Origin of the sequence: Pseudonocardia sp. McavD-2-B (assembly GCF_024124365.1) — a bacterium.
Lineage (GTDB): Bacteria > Actinomycetota > Actinomycetes > Mycobacteriales > Pseudonocardiaceae > Pseudonocardia > Pseudonocardia alni.
Genome location: NZ_JAMXSG010000003.1, coordinates 1 through 16,238, shown reverse-complemented (window position 1 = coordinate 16,238; position 16,238 = coordinate 1). Strand labels below are relative to the sequence as shown.

The window sequence follows — 16,238 nt, the reverse complement described above, 5'->3', positions numbered from 1 at the left end:
CCGTGACAGTCCACAGTGACCCGTCCGCTCTGATCCCGGAGATCGCGTTGCTGCTCGGCGCGGTCGCCGGGCTGCTGCTCGGTGCCTGGACCCCACGCCGACGCCAGTGGACGATCCGGGTACTGGCCGCACTGGCCTGCACCGTCGGCCTGGCCGCGACCGCCGTCGCCGCGACCCGACCGGTCGACGTGGTGTTCGGGACCTACGTCCTCGACACCGCGACCCACGCCACCCGGGCGATCGTGCTCGTCGCGACGCTGCTGCTGCTCGCCCTGTGCGGCGACACCGTGGCCGGGCACCGCCGCGAGACCGAGTTCGTCGTCCTCGTGCAGCTCGGGGCGCTGGGTTCGATCCTGCTCGGCGGCGCCGCCGATCTGATTTTGCTGTTCGCTGCGTTCCTGCTCGCCAGCGTCCCGCTCTACGCCCTGGCCGGCTGGGCCAAGCAGGGCACCGCACCCGAAGCGGCGCTCAAGTACTACCTCGCCGGCGCGCTCGCCGGGGTCACCACCGTGGCCGGGGTGACCCTGCTGTTCGGCACAGCGGGAGCAACCGGCTACGACGCGGTTGCCGACGGGATCGCCTCCGGACCGGGCGGCGCCGCTGCGGTCGGACTGATCGCCGTGCTGGTCGGGCTGGCGTTCAAGGCTGGAGCGGTTCCCGCCCACTTCTGGGTGCCTGACGTCGCCGACGGCACACCGCCGGCGGTCGCCGCTGTGATCACCACGCTGCCGAAGATCGGCGCCCTGGTCGCCACCTACCGGCTGCTCGACACCGCGGTCCCGGCCGACGTCGTCGACTGGCCTCTGATCATCGCGATCCTGGCTGCGGTGAGCATGACACTCGGCAACCTCGCCGCGTTCGCCCAGACCTCGGTGCTGCGGCTGCTCGGCTACTCGACCATCTCGCAGGTCGGCTACATGCTCATGGCCCTCGCCGTCGCCGGACGCGCCCCGCTGGCGCAGCCGGCGCTGCTGTTCTACCTGGCCGCTTACGCCATCACCAACATCGCCGCGTTCGCCGTCGTCGCCGCCACCGGGCAGCGCACCCTCGCCGGCCACCGGGGACTGTTCCGCCGGGACCCGCCACTCGCGATCGCGCTGGTGGTCGCGCTGCTGGGGTTGGTCGGGACTCCGCCGACCGCGGTGTTCCTCGGCAAGCTCGTCGTGTTCACCGCGACCGTGGACGGGGGGCTGGTCTGGTTGGTCGCGCTCGCCGTGGTCAACACCGTCGCGTCGCTGTTCTACTACCTGCGCTGGATCGCGCCCGCCTTCGGCGAACCGGGCCCCGACCACGAGCGGCCGGTGACCCGGGCTCGTGGCTGGGCGCGTGGGACCGCGCTCGGTGCCGCCGCGCTGTCGCTGCTGCTCGGCCTCGGCGGTGGGGTGGTGTTGAACACCGTTGTGTGAGCCCCCGAAGTCGACATGCTTCACCGTCGGTACCGTGGCCGGGGTGAGTAATCAACGGGTTGAGCTGCGGTTGCTGCTCATCGTGCCCGTGTTGCTCGCGCTGCTGGGCATGCACGCGTTCGTGGCCGCCCCGCCGGGCGAGACCGGGCACGCCGCGACCACGGCCGCCGTCCCGTCGGATGGTGCTGCCGGGATCCCTGCGATCTCCGACCTGACGTTACCCGGCCACGACCCGGCTGACGTGCCCGGCGACCATGGCGCCCGGTCGGATCCGGAGCACGCCTTGCACTTGTGCCTGGCCATCCTGACCTCCCTCGGTGTGCTCCTTCTCGCTGCCGGGCTCCGCCTCGGTGGCCCCATGCTCGGTTCGCTGGTCGCACCCGTCCGGAGCTCACTTCGACGGTGGTCTGTTGCCAGACCGCCACCTATGTCTCGTCGTCTTGCCCAGCTGTGCGTGATGCGGAGCTGATCGGCCCCCAGCGCGGAAGAGCGCTGGATTCCACCAGCTCACGACCGGTCACATGCAAGGGAGTCCACCATGAAGATCAAGAAGATGGCGCTCGCCACGACGGCGGTCACCGCGGCCCTCGCCCTGTCCGCGTGCGGCGGTGGGGAGGCCACCGGCTCGGCCGGCCAGGCACCGCCCGCGCCGACCTCGTCCGCGGCGGGCCAGCAGGTTTCCGCCGATCACAACGAGGCCGACATCGCTTTCGCCCAGGGCATGATCCCGCACCACCGGCAGGCGGTCGACATGGCCAATCTGGCGGCCGACCGTGCCGAGAGCGACCAGGTCAAGCAGCTCGCCACCGCGATCCAGCAGGCGCAGGGTCCCGAGATCCAGCAGCTGCAGGGCTTCCTCGCCGCATGGGGCGCGCCCGAGTCCGGCGGCATGCCGAACATGAGCCAGGAACACAACATGCCCGGGATGGAGCAGAACGGCATGTCCGGGATGTCGGGCATGATGAGTGATCAGCAGATGCAGCAGCTCGAGCAGGCATCCGGTGTCGAGTTCGACCGGATGTGGCTGCAGATGATGATCGCTCACCACGAGGGTGCCGTGCAGATGGCGCAGACGGAGCTGCGCGACGGGCGCAACCCGGAGGCGAAGGCGCTCGCCCAGACGATCATCGATGCCCAGCAGACCGAGATCACTCGGATGCAGGAGATGCTCGGCTAACAGCGCGACTCGGCGGCGGTGCGTCCGTCATCGGCGACGGCCGCCCACCGCCCGACCCATGCGCACGTGCGACGGCGTGATGGGGCCGGTGTGGCTCGGTGCGTCGCCGTACGTTCTGTGGTGCCCACTGGGGCCGCTCAGCGGCGCGGGCCCTCGTCCCGCGCCGTAGCCGGGAACGGCACGGCCGGAACACCACCTCAGGTTGTTCGCGTCGACTTCCCGGCACGGTCTCTCAGCGTTGTCACAGGGCCCAGAGGGAGAGTGGTGGGCATGGCAGCGGTCGCGCAGTCCCGAACGAGGACCGCGTGCGTCGGCGGCGTACCGCAGTCGCGAGGCGCCATGACCTGTGGTGTGATCGCCACGGTCGGGGCGGCACTGGTGGTTGATGTGCTCGCCGGCGAACACCCGATCCACACCCTTGCCCTCGTGGTACTGGTCGGGGCCGTCACCGGGCTGCGCCGGTGGATCGCGCCGCGATTCCGCGGTCTGTTGAGCCTTCTCAACGCGACCATCGTCGCCCAGCCCGCCCTGCATCTCGCGGGCAAGTGGCTGGGGCGCTCGGCTGAAGGATCTGGGCTTGAGTGGCCGGCACCGGCTGGTGTCTGGCACGGCCTCGTTCCGGATGGGGTGACCGGAACCCAGCTCGCCGCCACTGTGCTGATCGTCGCGATGGTCCTGATCTGCGGCGCTGCCGCGGACCTGGTGGTCGGCTACTTGCGAGCGCGATTTCCCCGCCTGGCCCAGCGCAGCCGATCGGTGCGACGCCCCGGCGTGCGCCTGCCCCGGGTGCGCCGACACGGATCGATGCTGCGTTGGTGCGGTTGGAGGTTGCAGTCAGCTCGTCGGGGGCCCCCGGGCGCTGGGGCTCCCGGCTGCTGAGTGCTCTCGCGACGCTCGGTCGCCGCCCGGGGCTCAGTGGCCGGACGGGCTCTGCACCGACTGCGCCTTCGACACCCTCTGAGCAGCGACCACGCGGGAACCGGGTAACGCCGCTCAGAACCGCGGCTACCGGCCGGCATCATCCTTCGCCAGAGTCGAACGGGTCGCGACCCGCACCCCGCAGCCGAGGCTGAGGCACACCTCGACGCCATCGCTGACTGCCTCGCCCCAGCCCATCGCACACGTCGCTGTCGTCCGACCGACTCGCAAATGGCTAGGCCGGACAGCCACGACCCCACCTGAGATCACGGGCCACGTCGCAACGGTCGCCGGTATCGGCAGCCACGAGGCCGTCGCGGATCACCGCCTGCCTCTCAACCTTCGCCCGCTGCTGCCCCATCCTCCTCGGATCCGGCGGCCGCTCGCGGGTATCGACAACATGGAGCAGCATTCATGCACGACGACTCTGACCGCTTCCGCTGGATACGAGACACCGTGCTCTCGGTCCTGCGGAGCGATTCACTGCTGAACGGACAAGGTCGCCGGCAGGTTCTCAGCCGGGCAGGTCGCACATCGACGCCCCAGACGACGTCACTGCTGGTGACCTGGACCGGTGCTCCCGGCTTCAGTCCCGACATGCTTCTCGACCGGTTCCTCCTCAGCCTCCACGACACCGGCATGCCAACCGGCTCCCTCGGGTCCCGACATGTCCTCGACCACGCCACCGCCGTCCTCCGCGGCGCGGCGCTCACCGCGGACAACGGCATCACCTTCTCCGTGGTTCGCACGGGCCGCTGGCTGGAGCAGTCCGCCGTCGTCGAGCACGGCCTCGAGCTCGTCGCGTTCGACGCTCGAGTGCCGCGCGCGGAACTCGACGGCCGGCTGCCAGCCGAGAGAGGCGTCCCTGCCACGCCAGGCTCGACTGCCAGTACTGGAACCGAGCCGGCCCATCTCCGCTCGGCTGACCAGTCCGCACCGGTCAGGGACGAGGTCACGCCACGCGAGCCCGTTGCGCCGTCGGTGTCGAGCAGCACAACTGGACGAGCTGGGTCTGAGCATCGCGCGGCGCGGCTGCTGCGGCGGCGTATCGGCTCTACCAACGCACACGATCCGCGAGGTACATCGTGACCGGAACACAGCGACTCCCGGCCCTGTGCGGAGACGCGCTCGGCCGATGGCGACGGGCTACGGCACGCACCCAGCAGCAACGATCGCGACTCCAGGTTCGCAGGCGCGCAGACGGCCGCATCGTGCGGCCCGTCCGATTCCGCGGCGACACGTACTACCAGGTTCTGCGCGGAGCCGACAAGTCTGGAGCCAACGGGTCTCGGCAATACCCGTGATCGGACCACCGCACCCCTTGTCCGGCGGAGGATCGGGCTTCGACCCGCGCCGCGGGCACAGCATCAGCGACACCACGCCTGTTCAATACCCTGAGGGGGTATGACACTTTGGGGTCCTGCCGTATCTCCTTGGAGATAGGACTGTGTCTCGATCAGCTGCAGTGCGGTGACCCCGCTGTCGGGATCGACGCTGAGCGCCACGAGCTCGCCGCTGCCCGGAGTGGGGGAGACGACCTGCGCGGGGCGGCCCAGCACGGTGGGGAAGATCAGGGTGTCCAGGGCGCACCAGGTGTAGAGCGCCTGGCCAGCGACGGTGAACTGGTGCGGGGTCTCGCGCAGGGTGATGCCGTGCCCGACCACCGCGCCGTGCTCGTCGTACTCGGTGTCCGAGAGCCCGGCCAGTCCGTCGCGGACCTCCCCGGCGCCGCGCCCGGTGGTGTGGGCGAGGTCGTCGACGGTGACCGGATGCCCGCGGGCCAGCTCACGCAGCAGCGCCGGCCACAGCCAGCCCATCGCGTCCCCGGCGGCGCCGGGAGTGGAGCAGATGGTCTCGCTGAGCCGGGTGGCGAGATGCTCGGCGTCGATGCTCATGACAGAAACGTCCCTTCCGACGAGGGGATCGGGGAGGGGTGGGCTGGGGGTCAGGCGCAGCAGGAGGTGGGCATCTGGTTGCGGAACTGTCCGGCGGCGATGCGCAGGCCCTCGGCCATGGTCAGGTACGGCGCCCAGGTGTCGGCGACGTCGTCGACGGTCATGCCGGCGGTGATCGCGTAGGTGGCGGCGAGCATGATCTCCCCGGCCGCCTCGGCGGCCGCGTGCACCCCAAGCATCCGCCCGCTCTCGGCGTCGGCCACCACCTTGATCACCCCGCGGGTGTCGCGGTTGGCCAGCGCCCGGGGCACATCGGCCAGGTCCAGCACCCGGCAGTCGCAGCGGTACCCGGCGGCCAGCGCCTGGGTCTCGCTGAGCCCGGCGGAGGCCAGCTGGGGACGAGTGAACACGACCGCGGGCAGCCCGGTGTAGTCGACGATGGCCGGGCGGGGCCCGGCGGCGTCAGTGGCGTTGAGCGCCGCCACGCGTCCGGTGGCGGCGGCAACGTAGACGTACTGCGGCGCCCCGGACACGTCCCCGGCGGCGAACACCCGCGGGTTGGAGCTGCGCTGGGCCTCGTCGACGGCGACGAAACCCCGCTCGTCGGTCTGCACCCCCGCCGCGTCCAGGCCCAGCCCGTTGGTGCGCGGGGTGCGCCCGGTCGCGACCAGCAGCCGGGCCCCGCTGGCGCGCTGCCTGCCTCCGGTCACCACCGTCGCCTCGCCGGTACCGACGTCGACCTGCACCGCCCGGTCCTCGATGACGGTGATCGAGTCGTCGGCGAACACCCGGCGCAGCGTGTCAGCGAGTTCGGGCTCAGCCGTCGGCGCGAGGCGTCCCACGAGGGTGACCTGGGCGCCGAGGTGGGCGAACAGCTGGGCCTGCTCCATCCCCACATAGCCTCCGCCGATGACCACCAGCGACTCGGGCAGCTCGGTCTGCTCCATCGCCGTGGTCGAGCTCAACCAGTCCACCTCGTCTAGGCCGGGCAGCGGCGGGCGGGAGGGCTCGGACCCGGTGGCGATCAGGTAGGCGTGCGCAGCCAGCGGTTCATCGTCCACGAGCAGGGTGTCGGGGTCGGCGAAGCGGGCGTGCCCGGGGCGGACCTCGAAGCCGTGGGCGGCGGCTACGTCGGCGTACTTGGCCTGGCGCAGCCGTCCGGTCAGCTCGTCCTTCTGCTCCACCAACGCCCCCAGGTCCACCGGCCCGGACGAGGTCGGGGCACCGGGAAACGGGTTGCCCAGCGCGCCGTGCCGCGCCCCGGCCGCGGCCAGCAACGTCTTCGACGGCACACACCCCACGTTGACGCAGGTCCCGCCCAGGGTTGCGTGCTCGACCAGCACCACGGTCTTGCCGGCGCCGCGGGCGGCAATCGCGGCGGCCATCGCCGCCCCACCCGAGCCGATCACCACCAGGTCCAGCGCTGCGGTGTCCTCCACGTCGTCGTCCACGTCGGGGCCTCCTGACCTCCGTTGAACTCGTCTGAACCGTCCAATCCGGCTAGACGAATACATGCTAGCGTAGTGGCATCCGTCAAGGCGGATGCATGACACGATGGAGGGAGCGCAGCGGATGGTCACCAGCTCGAGGACGGCACCAGGCCCGCCGACCGAGCCGGCCGCGCAGACAGGCGGCGAGGTCCCAGCACCGGTGGCGGGCGCCGAGGTGTCGGCGCCCCCGCTGCTCGGGCAGGCCGGCGAGCAGGCGGGGGTGGTGGCGAAGTTCTTCCGCGCGTTGGGTGACCCGACCCGGCTGCGGCTGTTGGAGTTCCTGCTCGCCGGCGAGCACACCGTCAGCGAGTGCGTCGCGCACGTCGGGCTGGCCCAGGGGCGGGTGTCGACGCACCTGGCGTGTCTGGCCGACTGTGGCTACGTCGCGGTGCGCCGCGAGGGCCGGTTCTCCCACTACCGGGTGGCCGACCCGCGAGTGGCCGACCTGGTGGTGCTGGCCCGCTCGCTGGCCGCGGACAACTGCTCCGCGCTCTCGGCGTGCGCGCGCATCGACCCCCGCCCCTGACTCGATCCCGCCCTGACCTCGCTGGGGACCAGGATCCTTCATACCTGCCGACCGACCCGACCGCGGCCCCACCAGCGGCTCCGACACCGAACGCGCCGACACCGAACACACCGAGGTCGAGCGCGCTGGCGGGGCCCGCGGCGTTTGGGTGTCGCCGCCCTGCTCGTGCGGCTGGTGATGTTGCTGCGCGGGGCCGGCGTTGCTCGCCGCCGGGGCGCTAGGAGCGGCCGGCTCCGAGCTCGCCAATCCCTGGCTGATCGGCGCTGGCGTCGTGCTACTGCTGGTTGCGCTAGACCGGGCCCTGCCGGATCGACCGCCGCAGTCGTGACGGCCGCGACCATGGGATGTCTGACTCTCGGGAAGTCGACGGGCCTTGCGGTGTCGGATGCGGTGACCCCGCGACCCCGCGGTCAGCCGTTGCCGGGGTCGGCCAGGTCAATGAGTTGCCACGGCCGGGCCAGGTTGTCCTCCAGCCCCTGCGGAGACGAAACGCGCGCGCCGCACCGCGTGCCGCTCCCGGGAACGCGTCCTCACCGACCGCGAGGACGGCCTGGCCCTCAATTTATCGCCGGTCCAGTCGTTGCGGGTCGAGGATATCGAGTGCGCCGGACCTTCGGGCAGCACTACCCAAACATATCGATGGCCGTTAGAATGTTTGTATGGCCATGGATGACGCATGTGACCTGCTCTGTCTCGATCTTCCGCACGCCGAACGGATCCGTGCCGCACTGCCGGACAGCACTCGTGTCGAACCGGCGGCCGGTATGGCCCGCGGGCTCGGGGATTCCACCCGGCTGCGGATCGCGGCCGCCCTTCTCCAGGGTGCCGAGCTGTGCGTGTGCGACACCGCCTGGGTCGTCGGTGCGTCGCAGGCCCTGGTGTCACATCACCTGCGCCAGCTGCGCACGGTCGGGGTTGTGACCTCGCGCCGGGACGGCCGGATGGTGATGTACCAGCTCTCCGACCGGGGACGCGCCGTCCTGTCGGTGCTGGTCGAGGTCGACAACGGCACAGCCGTCGACACCGATGGCGACGGCGACGCGGTGCTGGAAGGAGCGGATCGTGTCTGAGTCCGGCACTGCACCCGCACCCGCGAACGACAGCGCTGCCGGGGGCGACGAGGGGCCCGGCCGTATCTGGCAGGTCCGTGAGCTGCAGCTCGCCGCGGTCGCTGCGGTGCTACTCGCCGCCGCCTGGGTGATCGATCTCGTCGCCGGTGGGCCGGCGCTGCTGATCGGCGGGGTCGAGTTGGTCGCGGCCGTGGTCGCGGCGTCGACGTTCGTGCCCGACGCGCTACGCAATCTGCGCCACGGCCGGATCGGTGTCGGCACCCTGATGACGATCGCCGTGATCGGCGCCGTCGCACTCGGACAGATCGCCGAGGCCGCCCTGCTCGGGATCCTGTTCTCCATCGCCGAAGGGCTCGAGCACCATGCTGTGACCCGGACCCGCCGCGGCCTGCGTGCCCTGCTCGGGCTGGTCCCCCCGACCGCCTCGGTGCTGCGTGACGGCGACGAGGTCACCGTCTCCCCTGACGACCTCGTCGTCGGCGACGTCCTGATCGTGCGCCCCGGCGAGCGGGCCGCGACCGACGGCACCATCCGGACCGGGCGGACCAGCCTGGACACCTCCGCGATCACCGGTGAGTCGGTCCCGATCGAGGCGGGACCGGGTGACGACCTCTACGCCGGGACGATCAACGGCGGTGGCGCGATCGAGGTCGTGGTCAGCGCCCCGGCCTCGGACAGCTCGCTGGCGCGGATCGTGCACATCGTCGAGCAGGCCCAGGAGCGCAAGGGCTCCGGTCAGCGCCTCGCCGACCGGATCGCTCGCCCGCTGGTTCCTGCGATCATGGTCCTGGCCGTTCTGATCGCCGGGCTGGGCGCGCTGTTCGGCGACCCGGTGCTCTGGCTCGAACGAGCCCTGGTCGTGCTCGTGGCTGCGTCACCGTGCGCGCTGGCGATCTCGGTACCGCTGACCGTGGTCGCCGCGATCGGCGCGTCGAGCCGGCACGGCGCGCTGGTCAAGGGTGGTGCGGCGCTGGAGGAGCTCGGCCGGATCCGCGCCGTCGCCCTCGACAAGACCGGCACCCTGACCCGCAACAGTCCCGAGGTGGTCGAGGTTCTCGCCGCGCCCGGCGAGGACCGCACCGACGTGCTGGCCACCGCCGCCGCGCTGGAATCCCGGAGCGAGCACCCGCTGGCCCGGGCGGTCCTCACCGCCGCCGAGGCGGCACCGTGGTCGGTCGCGGTACGGCCCGCCGACGACGTCACCGCCGTGCCCGGGCACGGCCTGATCGGCGTCCGCGACGGGGTCGAGCTGCGGCTGGGCAGGCCCGGCTGGGTCGACGCCGGCCTGTTGGCCGAGGACGTCGCGCGGTTGCAGGACCAGGGGGCGACGGTCGTACTCCTCGAGCGCGGCGGCACGCTGCTCGGCGCCGTCGCCGTCCGGGACGAGCTGCGCCCCGAAGCCGTCGAAGCCGTTCGCCGCATGCGCGCGCTCGGGATTGACGTCGCCATGCTCACCGGCGACAACCGGCGCACCGCGGCCATGCTCGGCCAGCAGGCTGGGATCGGCGTCGTGCACGCGGAACTGCGCCCGGAGGACAAGGCTCGTCTGCTGCCCGAGATCGCCCGGGGTCGCCGGATCGCGATGGTCGGTGACGGCGTCAACGACGCCCCGGCGCTGGCCACCGCCGATGTCGGCATCGCGATGGGCGCCATGGGCACTGACGTCGCCATCGAGACCGCCGACGTCGCGCTGATGGGTGAGGACCTGCGCCACCTCCCGCAGAACCTCGCCCACGCCCGCCACGCGCGCACGATCATGCTGCAGAACGTCGGCTTCTCACTGCTGATCATCGGCACGCTGATCCCGCTCGCCGCGTTCGGCGTCCTGGGCCTGGCCACCGTCGTCGTGATCCACGAGGCCGCCGAAGTGCTGGTTATCCTCAACGCCGTCCGCGCCGCGCGGACACGGCCCCTGCCCGGTCTGACCGCCGCTCCGGCCACCTCGGGGCGACACCACATCGCGGTCGAGCCCGCGCCGGAACCGGACGACCCCTGCTGCGCGCCGGCACCCCGACCGGCCACACCCCACACGGTGGCCACCGGACCGTCGCCGCTCGACGCCGATCCGGGATCCGCTCCGGCACAGCCGCCGCACCAGAGCGGTTGTGCGGACGGATGCGCATGCTGCAGCCCCGAACCGTCCGCTGCTGAACAAGAGATACAGGCACACCAGAGGTCTCACCCATGACCACGGCCGACCGGGCGGCACGGCTGGCCAACACCGTCCTCACGGTTGCCGTGATCCCGCTTCTTCACCGGATGCAGAACGAGCTCGACCGCAACGGAACCCTGCGGCGGGGAACCCAGATGATGATGTGGGCTGCCTACGCGACGTTCGGAGTCCTGCTCACCGAGTCCCTCGCCCGCCACCGCGACGTGCCGACCGGCCGCCGCGGGACGACTCTCGCAGGAGCCGGCATGACGCCGTTCGACAGCCCGCAGTAGCTCAACGGCGGCGAGACCGGTGAGCTGATCACCAGTGGGATCTACCACTACAGCCGCAACCCCCGGTACACGGGCTTCGTGGCCGCCACGGCCGGGCTCGCCGTCGCCCGAGGCTCACCGCGGCCGCGCTGCTGGCCATCGAACTGACCGTAGTGATGCGCGCCTGGGTAGCGGTCGAGGAAAGCCACCTCCGGCGACAGTTCGGAACGGCCTACGGGCGCCTGTGCAGCCAGGTTCCGCGTTGGATCGGCGTTCGGTCATAGGGGCGGGGTCTCGCGTCCCGCCCTTGGGCTCTGAACATGTGACCAGGGGGTCAGCACCATGCTGGTACAGCATCTACGGGCGATACTGCTCGGTCCGGTAACGGTCACGATCACGATCATCATTCCACTGGTGATCGTAACGATCATGGGTTCCGCTCCGGGTCGATCTCAGTCCGGTACTCGGCTACCTGGCCCTGACTGCCGGCGCCCTGCTGATCGCGGGCGGTGTCGCGATGCTCGCCTGGACGATCAGGCTCTTCGCCCGGGAGGGCGAGGGAACATTGTCGCCACAGGACCCACCGCGCACCCTGGTAGTGCACGGGCCCTATCGACACGTGCGCCACCCGATGTTCAGTGGAGTCCTGGCTATCCTCGTCGGCGAGACGATCGCAACGCGGTCCCTGAGCCTCCTGGCATGGCTTGTCGTGTTCGCGCTCTTCGTCACCATCATGGTCCCCCGTGTTGAGGAACCGCGGCTAGCCCGCGGCTAGCCCACCGGTTCGGCGACGACCACGCGCGCTATCGGGACAACGTCCCGCGCTGGATACCCCGCTTACAGCCCTGGGACCCCTCACCGCCGCGAAAGCCAACCGAATGATCCGGGAACGTCTGCTCACGTTGCCGGCGCGCTAGTGTCGGCGCTGGGGCCAGGGACCGTGACCGGCACGCTGCTATCCGCCGCTTGCGCTGGAGCCGCCGGCTGGCAGCTCACCAGTCCGACATGGGCGGCAGGATCTCGCACCGCTAAACCCCACAAGCGACACGAACGGCCCCGGCGCGCCGCCGGGACCGTTCGTGTCGTCAACGGGTTCAGGCCGCCGGTCGTGCCACGCCCGCGGCCACCACCACCAGGATCGTGCAGAACATCGACACCGCGGCAGTGGCCACCGAGCTGATGGCGGTCAGCACTCGGTCGAGCAGCTGCGCACTCCGACACTGCCGCTCCGGGTGCCGCGACCACACCGCGGTCAGCACCACCAGCACCACCAGCACGGTCATCAGCAAACCCGTGATCGGGACGACGTTGTGCAGCACCCCCGCGGCGAGCTCCGCCGCCGTCGGCAACATGATGATCATCTTCGCTCCTCCGGATCGAACCGGCGAGTGAACCTCCTGGTCACACCCGGTACGAGACGAAGAGTGCCGAGGAGCGCGACCCCCCTGCAACGCCGGCTCGACACGGGATAGACTGCCCCCTTAACGCGCATCGCACCTGGAGCGAAGCGTCAAACGAGCAGTCAATCGCGTACAGGCAATCGCTCAAAAGTCGGATTTGAGATAGTAGGTCTCATGGCGCGGACGGTCGACGATCGGTTGTCGAAGCGCCTCGACCTCCTGGCCCGCCTGCAGTACGGGACGGGCCGCGAGGGCTCCGCCGACGCCGTTGCCCGAGCTGTCAGGCAGCGCCTCTGGGCGCAGCGCCCGCAGTCGGCCCCACCGGTCGTCCGCCTCCGGGCACGTCTTGTACTGCGCGGAGGCCGGGAGATCAGCCCGCTGCGGGAGCTCGCCACATCGAAGGGGGTGGCGGTGCAGATGCTGCTCGTCGCGCTGTTCGTCGAGCAGTGCCGCAAGCCGACCAACACCATCGGCACACCGACCCCGATCCCGCTGGCGTACCCGGTGGTGGCCGGCGACCCCTGCTGGCGGCACCTGATCGCGCTCCCGACCGAACGCCGGCCGGGGCGCCGTACGGGCACGTCTCGCGGCCTGGCGAACAGCCAGCTCGACCAACTACGCGCCGCGCTGGACAGGCTCCACGACTTCGGCAAGGTCGATCTAAAGGAATCCCGTCCGCGGTACGAGGAGTTCACGGTGCGCGACGAGAGCGTCCTGCGTGGTGCTCCGATCCAGCCTTACAAGGTCCCGGCGCCGGCGCGCGAGCTGGTGATCGACGTGCCTCCAGAGTTCTTCACCTGCGGGTGGGTTCATGCCCTCGGCCCGGACGAGACGGTCGCGTACTTGTTCCTGCTCTACCGGAACCAGTTGAGCCAGGAGAGCAACGACGACGGGCTGAGCGTGAACGACGACCTGTGGGGACTGGCCTTCGAGCGGCCCCGAGCGCAGCGGGAGGCCTACCGACGGCTGCACCGGATGGGCCTGATCAGCGCCGATCGCAGCGATCTTCGCAACCAGGACGGCACGATGCCCGACGGGGCGGACAACACCCTGGGAGTACGGCCGGTCAACGAGATGACCTTCCGCGTCGATCTGGAGCGCCTCACCGACGACGGCGTCAGCGCGGCGATCGACGCACTACGGCGGCAACTCGACGGCGAAGGGCTCGATGACGCGTCCCTCGCCTCATGGACCGAGCGCCACGGAGGCGTCTGAGGTGGCTGGGGCTCCGAAGCCCAATGCCGTCCGCGAGGCGATCGCGGACTCCATCGCGGCGAACCTGAAGTCCTACAACGTGGCCGCGTTCTGCGAGCGGCTCGGGCTGGCGGCTCAGGGCAAGGATGACGATCCGTCCCGCAGCAAACGGCTCTACGTCCAGGCCCGCCTGCAGGGCCACGGCCTGCCGGAGCTGCTGCCGGTCGCTCGCGTGGTGCTGTCGGAGTGGGACGACCCGCAGTTGCAGGCAACCGTCGATCTGCTCGGCGTGACCGGTGTCGCGGGTGAGCTGAAGAATCTGATCTTCGCCTCAACCGGTCCGAAACCCGAGATCGTCCTGCGGGACGCGTTGAACAACACCATCGAGATCACCAAGGGCGCCGGGACGTGCCTGGTCTACGACCGCCCCCTGCCTGACGACGGGCTCACCTGGGGAGCCCTCGTGGAGTGGTGGGCCACCGAGATCCTGCACGAGACCAACCTCGACGTCGCCGGCCGCCACCTCTACCGGCGACTCGCGCAGTCGACCGCCACCAGCAGCAGCCCTCCGGAAAGCCTCCTGCTGCGCGCCTACGCACACCGCTACACCGATCGGTCTGTCCCCGCGCTGCTGCCGCAGGTGTACCTGCACTACGACCCGTACCTTCGGCCGGATCCGCTGCTGCGCCCCGGCTCGGTGGTCCGTCAGCGGATGGATTTCCTGCTGCTGCTGCCCGGACGGCGGCGCGTCGTGCTCGAGGTGGACGGCCAGCACCACTACGCCACCGACGACGGACGCCCGAGCCCCAGGCGCTATGCCGTCATGGCTGCAGAAGACCGCCGCCTGCGCCTGGCCGGCTACGAGGTCTATCGCTTTGGCGGCGCCGAGCTCGCTGATCCCCAGCGCGGCCGGACTGTGCTGGACGACTTCTTCTCCAAGCTGCTCGACGACTCTCCAGCAGAGCTCTGACCGGGCACGGCCGCGAGGAGGCGGCTCGGTCGAGCGCATCATCGACCGCCCCAGCGCCAGTCATCCGCTCGCGGACGACGATGCTCAGGTGGCTTACCGAACTGGATCCCGTCGATGCTCGCCACGGCCGGCGCACGCCGACCGGTGGGTCTACGCCCCTCCGCGATCAGGCAACCGCCCTGAGGCCGGATGGTGCCCTGTCCGGCCTAGCCGATAACGAATTATGACAGTTCACTCAGGAGTCGGGTCGGAAGCCGTGGAGAACGGGACACTAAGGTCTGCTCATGTGGTCTTTTGTTGTCGACTTGTCCCAGGTTGTCGGAGCTGCACTAAGCCTAGTCGCCCTCATCGTCGCACTCTACGCTCTGTATAAGTCGAACCTAGATCTAACCCGCGAACGCACCAACCTTCACGAGTTAGAAATCTTGCGTCAGATCGGGAGTCGCCTACACCCAAAAGCTGACCCACTTGAAACTGCCGCACTAATAGTGCTACTTCCAGATACGGATTTCCCGTTGGCTAGAGCGGGCCTCACGCACGACGGAACCGAAAAGGGACAACGCGCATTCGATGTGGGGTTTCAGCAGTACATGACCGAGACAGATGATTCAAACCAGGACGAAAAAGCCGAGTGGCGATACCTCGGTCGCCGGGTTTGGGGGTCCGCAGATTCACGTTCAATCCTGCGACGAGAGTTTGATGACGCCGTCTCCCGCAGAGTAAAGAACCCCAACAGGTAGCACGCCCTCATCCCCACACAGCCTGATCTCCACCGGTCCACGGGACTACCTCATACCGTTGAGCACCGGCGATAGTCGTAGGGACGTACCCAGTGCCAGCGGTGACCCCGAGCGTGCGCATAGCACCTGCCTGGGTCGCGATCAGGCCGCCGGCCGCGACGTCCCATAGGTGCAGGGTCTCGGTGTGCGCATCCAGGCGCACCACGACCCGGCACCGGCCCAATCGGCCGCGGTGAGCGGCTACCTGATGAGGCGTCCGCGCCGCGGATGCAGGGGCGCGCGCATCACCGGTGTGCGTGAAACGCTGAAACCGGATTCCTCGTACATTCGACGACCGTCATCGGTGGCGAGCAACTCCGCGCGGCCCGCATCAACGGTGTGACTCCAAGCGAGCACGGCGTCGAAGGCTGCGCGGCCGTGACCCCGACCCCGAGCCCCAGGATCAGTGCATACGTTGCTGATCAGCACATCGCCCTCGGTCGAGTGCGGTGATGGGGGCGCTTCTCGGAGTGTGCCCAAGGCGGTCGCGACGACCGCGCCATCCACCTCGACGACCACGATGCAGAAGCGTGGGTCCTCCAGCCGCCGCGTGAACCACTCCGTCGCCGCGGCCTGCCAATCGGCGGAGCCATGCTGCGGGACCCCCATCGCCCGGAACATCTCGACACGAAGCCGTACAACGGCCTCAACGTCGTGTGCCCTCGCCCTACGGACACGCCGGGTCGTCACGACCTCGAGCGTAACGATCACCGGGCGACCATCTCCTGTGTCGGCACCGGCTGACCCGGGTTCGCCGTCGGCGCCCCCCGCTACGGTCTGAGGTGTGTCCCAGACCGAGCCGGAGATCACCGAGGGCCTGGTCCGCGAGCTGCTGCAGGACCAGCACCCAGACCTGGCAGGGCTGAACCGCCCCGGCGTGTCGGGAGACTTGATCTTCTGAGGAGATGGAGTCATGACACGTCGTTCCCAGCCGCCGTATCCGCCGGAGTTGCGTGAGCGGGCGGTGCGCATGGTCGCCGAGGTCGAGT

The 16,238-nt window shown here is 70.1% G+C and carries 17 protein-coding genes; 13 read left to right on the top strand and 4 right to left on the bottom strand.

All coding sequences use genetic code 11. From position 1 onward, the window contains the following. The first annotated feature begins 2 nt into the window (after positions 1–2). The 5 genes from NH602_RS01115 (at position 3) to NH602_RS01100 (ending at position 4,590) form a co-directional block, all read left to right on the top strand. A complete protein-coding gene (locus tag NH602_RS01115; protein ID WP_253066747.1) occupies positions 3–1,406 on the top strand; it encodes an NADH-quinone oxidoreductase subunit N in 1,404 nt (467 codons plus the stop codon). A 34-nt stretch (positions 1,407–1,440) separates the two neighbouring features. Continuing rightward, positions 1,441–1,875 carry a DUF6153 family protein gene (locus NH602_RS32110; protein ID WP_374210109.1) on the top strand — a complete coding sequence of 145 codons (435 nt, stop codon included), beginning with the start codon at positions 1,441–1,443 and terminating at the stop codon, positions 1,873–1,875. 69 nt (positions 1,876–1,944) lie between these two features. Next, on the top strand, positions 1,945–2,583 hold the full coding sequence (locus tag NH602_RS01110; RefSeq protein ID WP_253066746.1) for a DUF305 domain-containing protein: 639 nt from the start codon (positions 1,945–1,947) through the stop codon (positions 2,581–2,583). Between the two features lie 351 nt (positions 2,584–2,934). After that, positions 2,935–3,462, top strand: a complete 528-nt coding sequence (locus NH602_RS01105; protein ID WP_179763231.1) for a hypothetical protein — start codon at positions 2,935–2,937, stop codon at positions 3,460–3,462. A 453-nt stretch (positions 3,463–3,915) separates the two neighbouring features. Further along, positions 3,916–4,590: a hypothetical protein gene (locus NH602_RS01100; protein WP_179763230.1), complete on the top strand. Its 675-nt coding sequence runs from the start codon at positions 3,916–3,918 to the stop codon at positions 4,588–4,590. Positions 4,591–4,868: 278 nt separating this feature from the next. On the opposite strand, the gene merB is transcribed toward NH602_RS01100, so the two are convergent. Both merB and merA read right to left on the bottom strand, forming a co-directional pair. Continuing rightward, positions 4,869–5,396 carry an organomercurial lyase gene (merB, locus tag NH602_RS01095; protein WP_179763229.1) on the bottom strand — a complete coding sequence of 176 codons (528 nt, stop codon included), beginning with the start codon at positions 5,394–5,396 and terminating at the stop codon, positions 4,869–4,871. 50 nt (positions 5,397–5,446) lie between these two features. Then, on the bottom strand, positions 5,447–6,847 hold the full coding sequence (merA, locus tag NH602_RS01090; protein WP_308292795.1) for a mercury(II) reductase: 1,401 nt from the start codon (positions 6,845–6,847) through the stop codon (positions 5,447–5,449). A gap of 199 nt (positions 6,848–7,046) precedes the next feature. Here merA and NH602_RS01085 point away from each other — a divergent pair, with 199 nt between their 5' ends. The 6 genes from NH602_RS01085 (at position 7,047) to NH602_RS32100 (ending at position 11,681) form a co-directional block, all read left to right on the top strand. Continuing rightward, the gene (locus tag NH602_RS01085) at positions 7,047–7,412 is read left to right on the top strand and encodes a metalloregulator ArsR/SmtB family transcription factor (RefSeq protein ID WP_253066745.1); all 366 of its coding nucleotides are present in this window, start codon (positions 7,047–7,049) and stop codon (positions 7,410–7,412) included. A 659-nt stretch (positions 7,413–8,071) separates the two neighbouring features. Beyond that, positions 8,072–8,482 (top strand): metalloregulator ArsR/SmtB family transcription factor, encoded by a 411-nt coding sequence (locus NH602_RS01080; protein ID WP_179763226.1) that lies wholly within the window; start codon positions 8,072–8,074, stop codon positions 8,480–8,482. Positions 8,483–8,546: 64 nt separating this feature from the next. Then, positions 8,547–10,670 carry a heavy metal translocating P-type ATPase gene (locus tag NH602_RS01075; protein WP_253066770.1) on the top strand — a complete coding sequence of 708 codons (2,124 nt, stop codon included), beginning with the start codon at positions 8,547–8,549 and terminating at the stop codon, positions 10,668–10,670. After that, positions 10,667–10,927: a hypothetical protein gene (locus NH602_RS01070; protein ID WP_179763224.1), complete on the top strand. Its 261-nt coding sequence runs from the start codon at positions 10,667–10,669 to the stop codon at positions 10,925–10,927. Before NH602_RS01075 ends, NH602_RS01070 begins: the two co-directional genes overlap by 4 nt. A 24-nt stretch (positions 10,928–10,951) precedes the next feature. Beyond that, the gene (locus NH602_RS32105) at positions 10,952–11,074 is read left to right on the top strand and encodes a methyltransferase (RefSeq protein ID WP_179763282.1); all 123 of its coding nucleotides are present in this window, start codon (positions 10,952–10,954) and stop codon (positions 11,072–11,074) included. A 304-nt stretch (positions 11,075–11,378) separates the two neighbouring features. Then, positions 11,379–11,681, top strand: coding sequence for an isoprenylcysteine carboxylmethyltransferase family protein (locus NH602_RS32100; RefSeq protein WP_374210111.1), 303 nt, complete (start codon positions 11,379–11,381; stop codon positions 11,679–11,681). Positions 11,682–12,000: 319 nt separating this feature from the next. Here the strand turns inward: NH602_RS32100 and NH602_RS01065 are convergent, their stop codons facing one another. Continuing rightward, positions 12,001–12,267 (bottom strand): hypothetical protein, encoded by a 267-nt coding sequence (locus NH602_RS01065; RefSeq protein ID WP_253066744.1) that lies wholly within the window; start codon positions 12,265–12,267, stop codon positions 12,001–12,003. 213 nt (positions 12,268–12,480) lie between these two features. Between NH602_RS01065 and NH602_RS01060 the strand changes: the two genes are divergently transcribed. Together NH602_RS01060 and NH602_RS01055 are read left to right on the top strand one after the other, a co-directional pair. Next, positions 12,481–13,521, top strand: a complete 1,041-nt coding sequence (locus tag NH602_RS01060) for a hypothetical protein (RefSeq protein ID WP_253066743.1) — start codon at positions 12,481–12,483, stop codon at positions 13,519–13,521. 1 nt (position 13,522) lies between these two features. Beyond that, complete coding sequence (locus NH602_RS01055; RefSeq protein WP_253066742.1) at positions 13,523–14,470, top strand: hypothetical protein; 948 nt, start codon at positions 13,523–13,525, stop codon at positions 14,468–14,470. A gap of 980 nt (positions 14,471–15,450) precedes the next feature. On the opposite strand, the gene NH602_RS01050 is transcribed toward NH602_RS01055, so the two are convergent. Continuing rightward, complete coding sequence (locus NH602_RS01050) at positions 15,451–15,858, bottom strand: GNAT family N-acetyltransferase (protein WP_253066741.1); 408 nt, start codon at positions 15,856–15,858, stop codon at positions 15,451–15,453. Positions 15,859–16,238: the final 380 nt, after the last annotated feature.

Bases quoted from the DNA above. Each gene is read 5' to 3' on its own strand.
- NH602_RS01060 (WP_253066743.1), top strand. From the start codon at position 12,481: ATGGCGCGGACGGTCGACGATCGGTTGTCGAAGCGCCTCGACCTCCTG.
- NH602_RS01110 (WP_253066746.1), top strand. From the start codon at position 1,945: ATGAAGATCAAGAAGATGGCGCTCGCCACGACGGCGGTCACCGCGGCC.
- NH602_RS01100 (WP_179763230.1), top strand. From the start codon at position 3,916: ATGCACGACGACTCTGACCGCTTCCGCTGGATACGAGACACCGTGCTC.
- merB (WP_179763229.1), bottom strand. From the start codon at position 5,396: ATGAGCATCGACGCCGAGCATCTCGCCACCCGGCTCAGCGAGACCATC.
- NH602_RS01065 (WP_253066744.1), bottom strand. From the start codon at position 12,267: ATGATCATCATGTTGCCGACGGCGGCGGAGCTCGCCGCGGGGGTGCTG.
- NH602_RS01080 (WP_179763226.1), top strand. From the start codon at position 8,072: ATGGCCATGGATGACGCATGTGACCTGCTCTGTCTCGATCTTCCGCAC.
- NH602_RS01070 (WP_179763224.1), top strand. From the start codon at position 10,667: ATGACCACGGCCGACCGGGCGGCACGGCTGGCCAACACCGTCCTCACG.
- NH602_RS01050 (WP_253066741.1), bottom strand. From the start codon at position 15,858: ATGGGGGTCCCGCAGCATGGCTCCGCCGATTGGCAGGCCGCGGCGACG.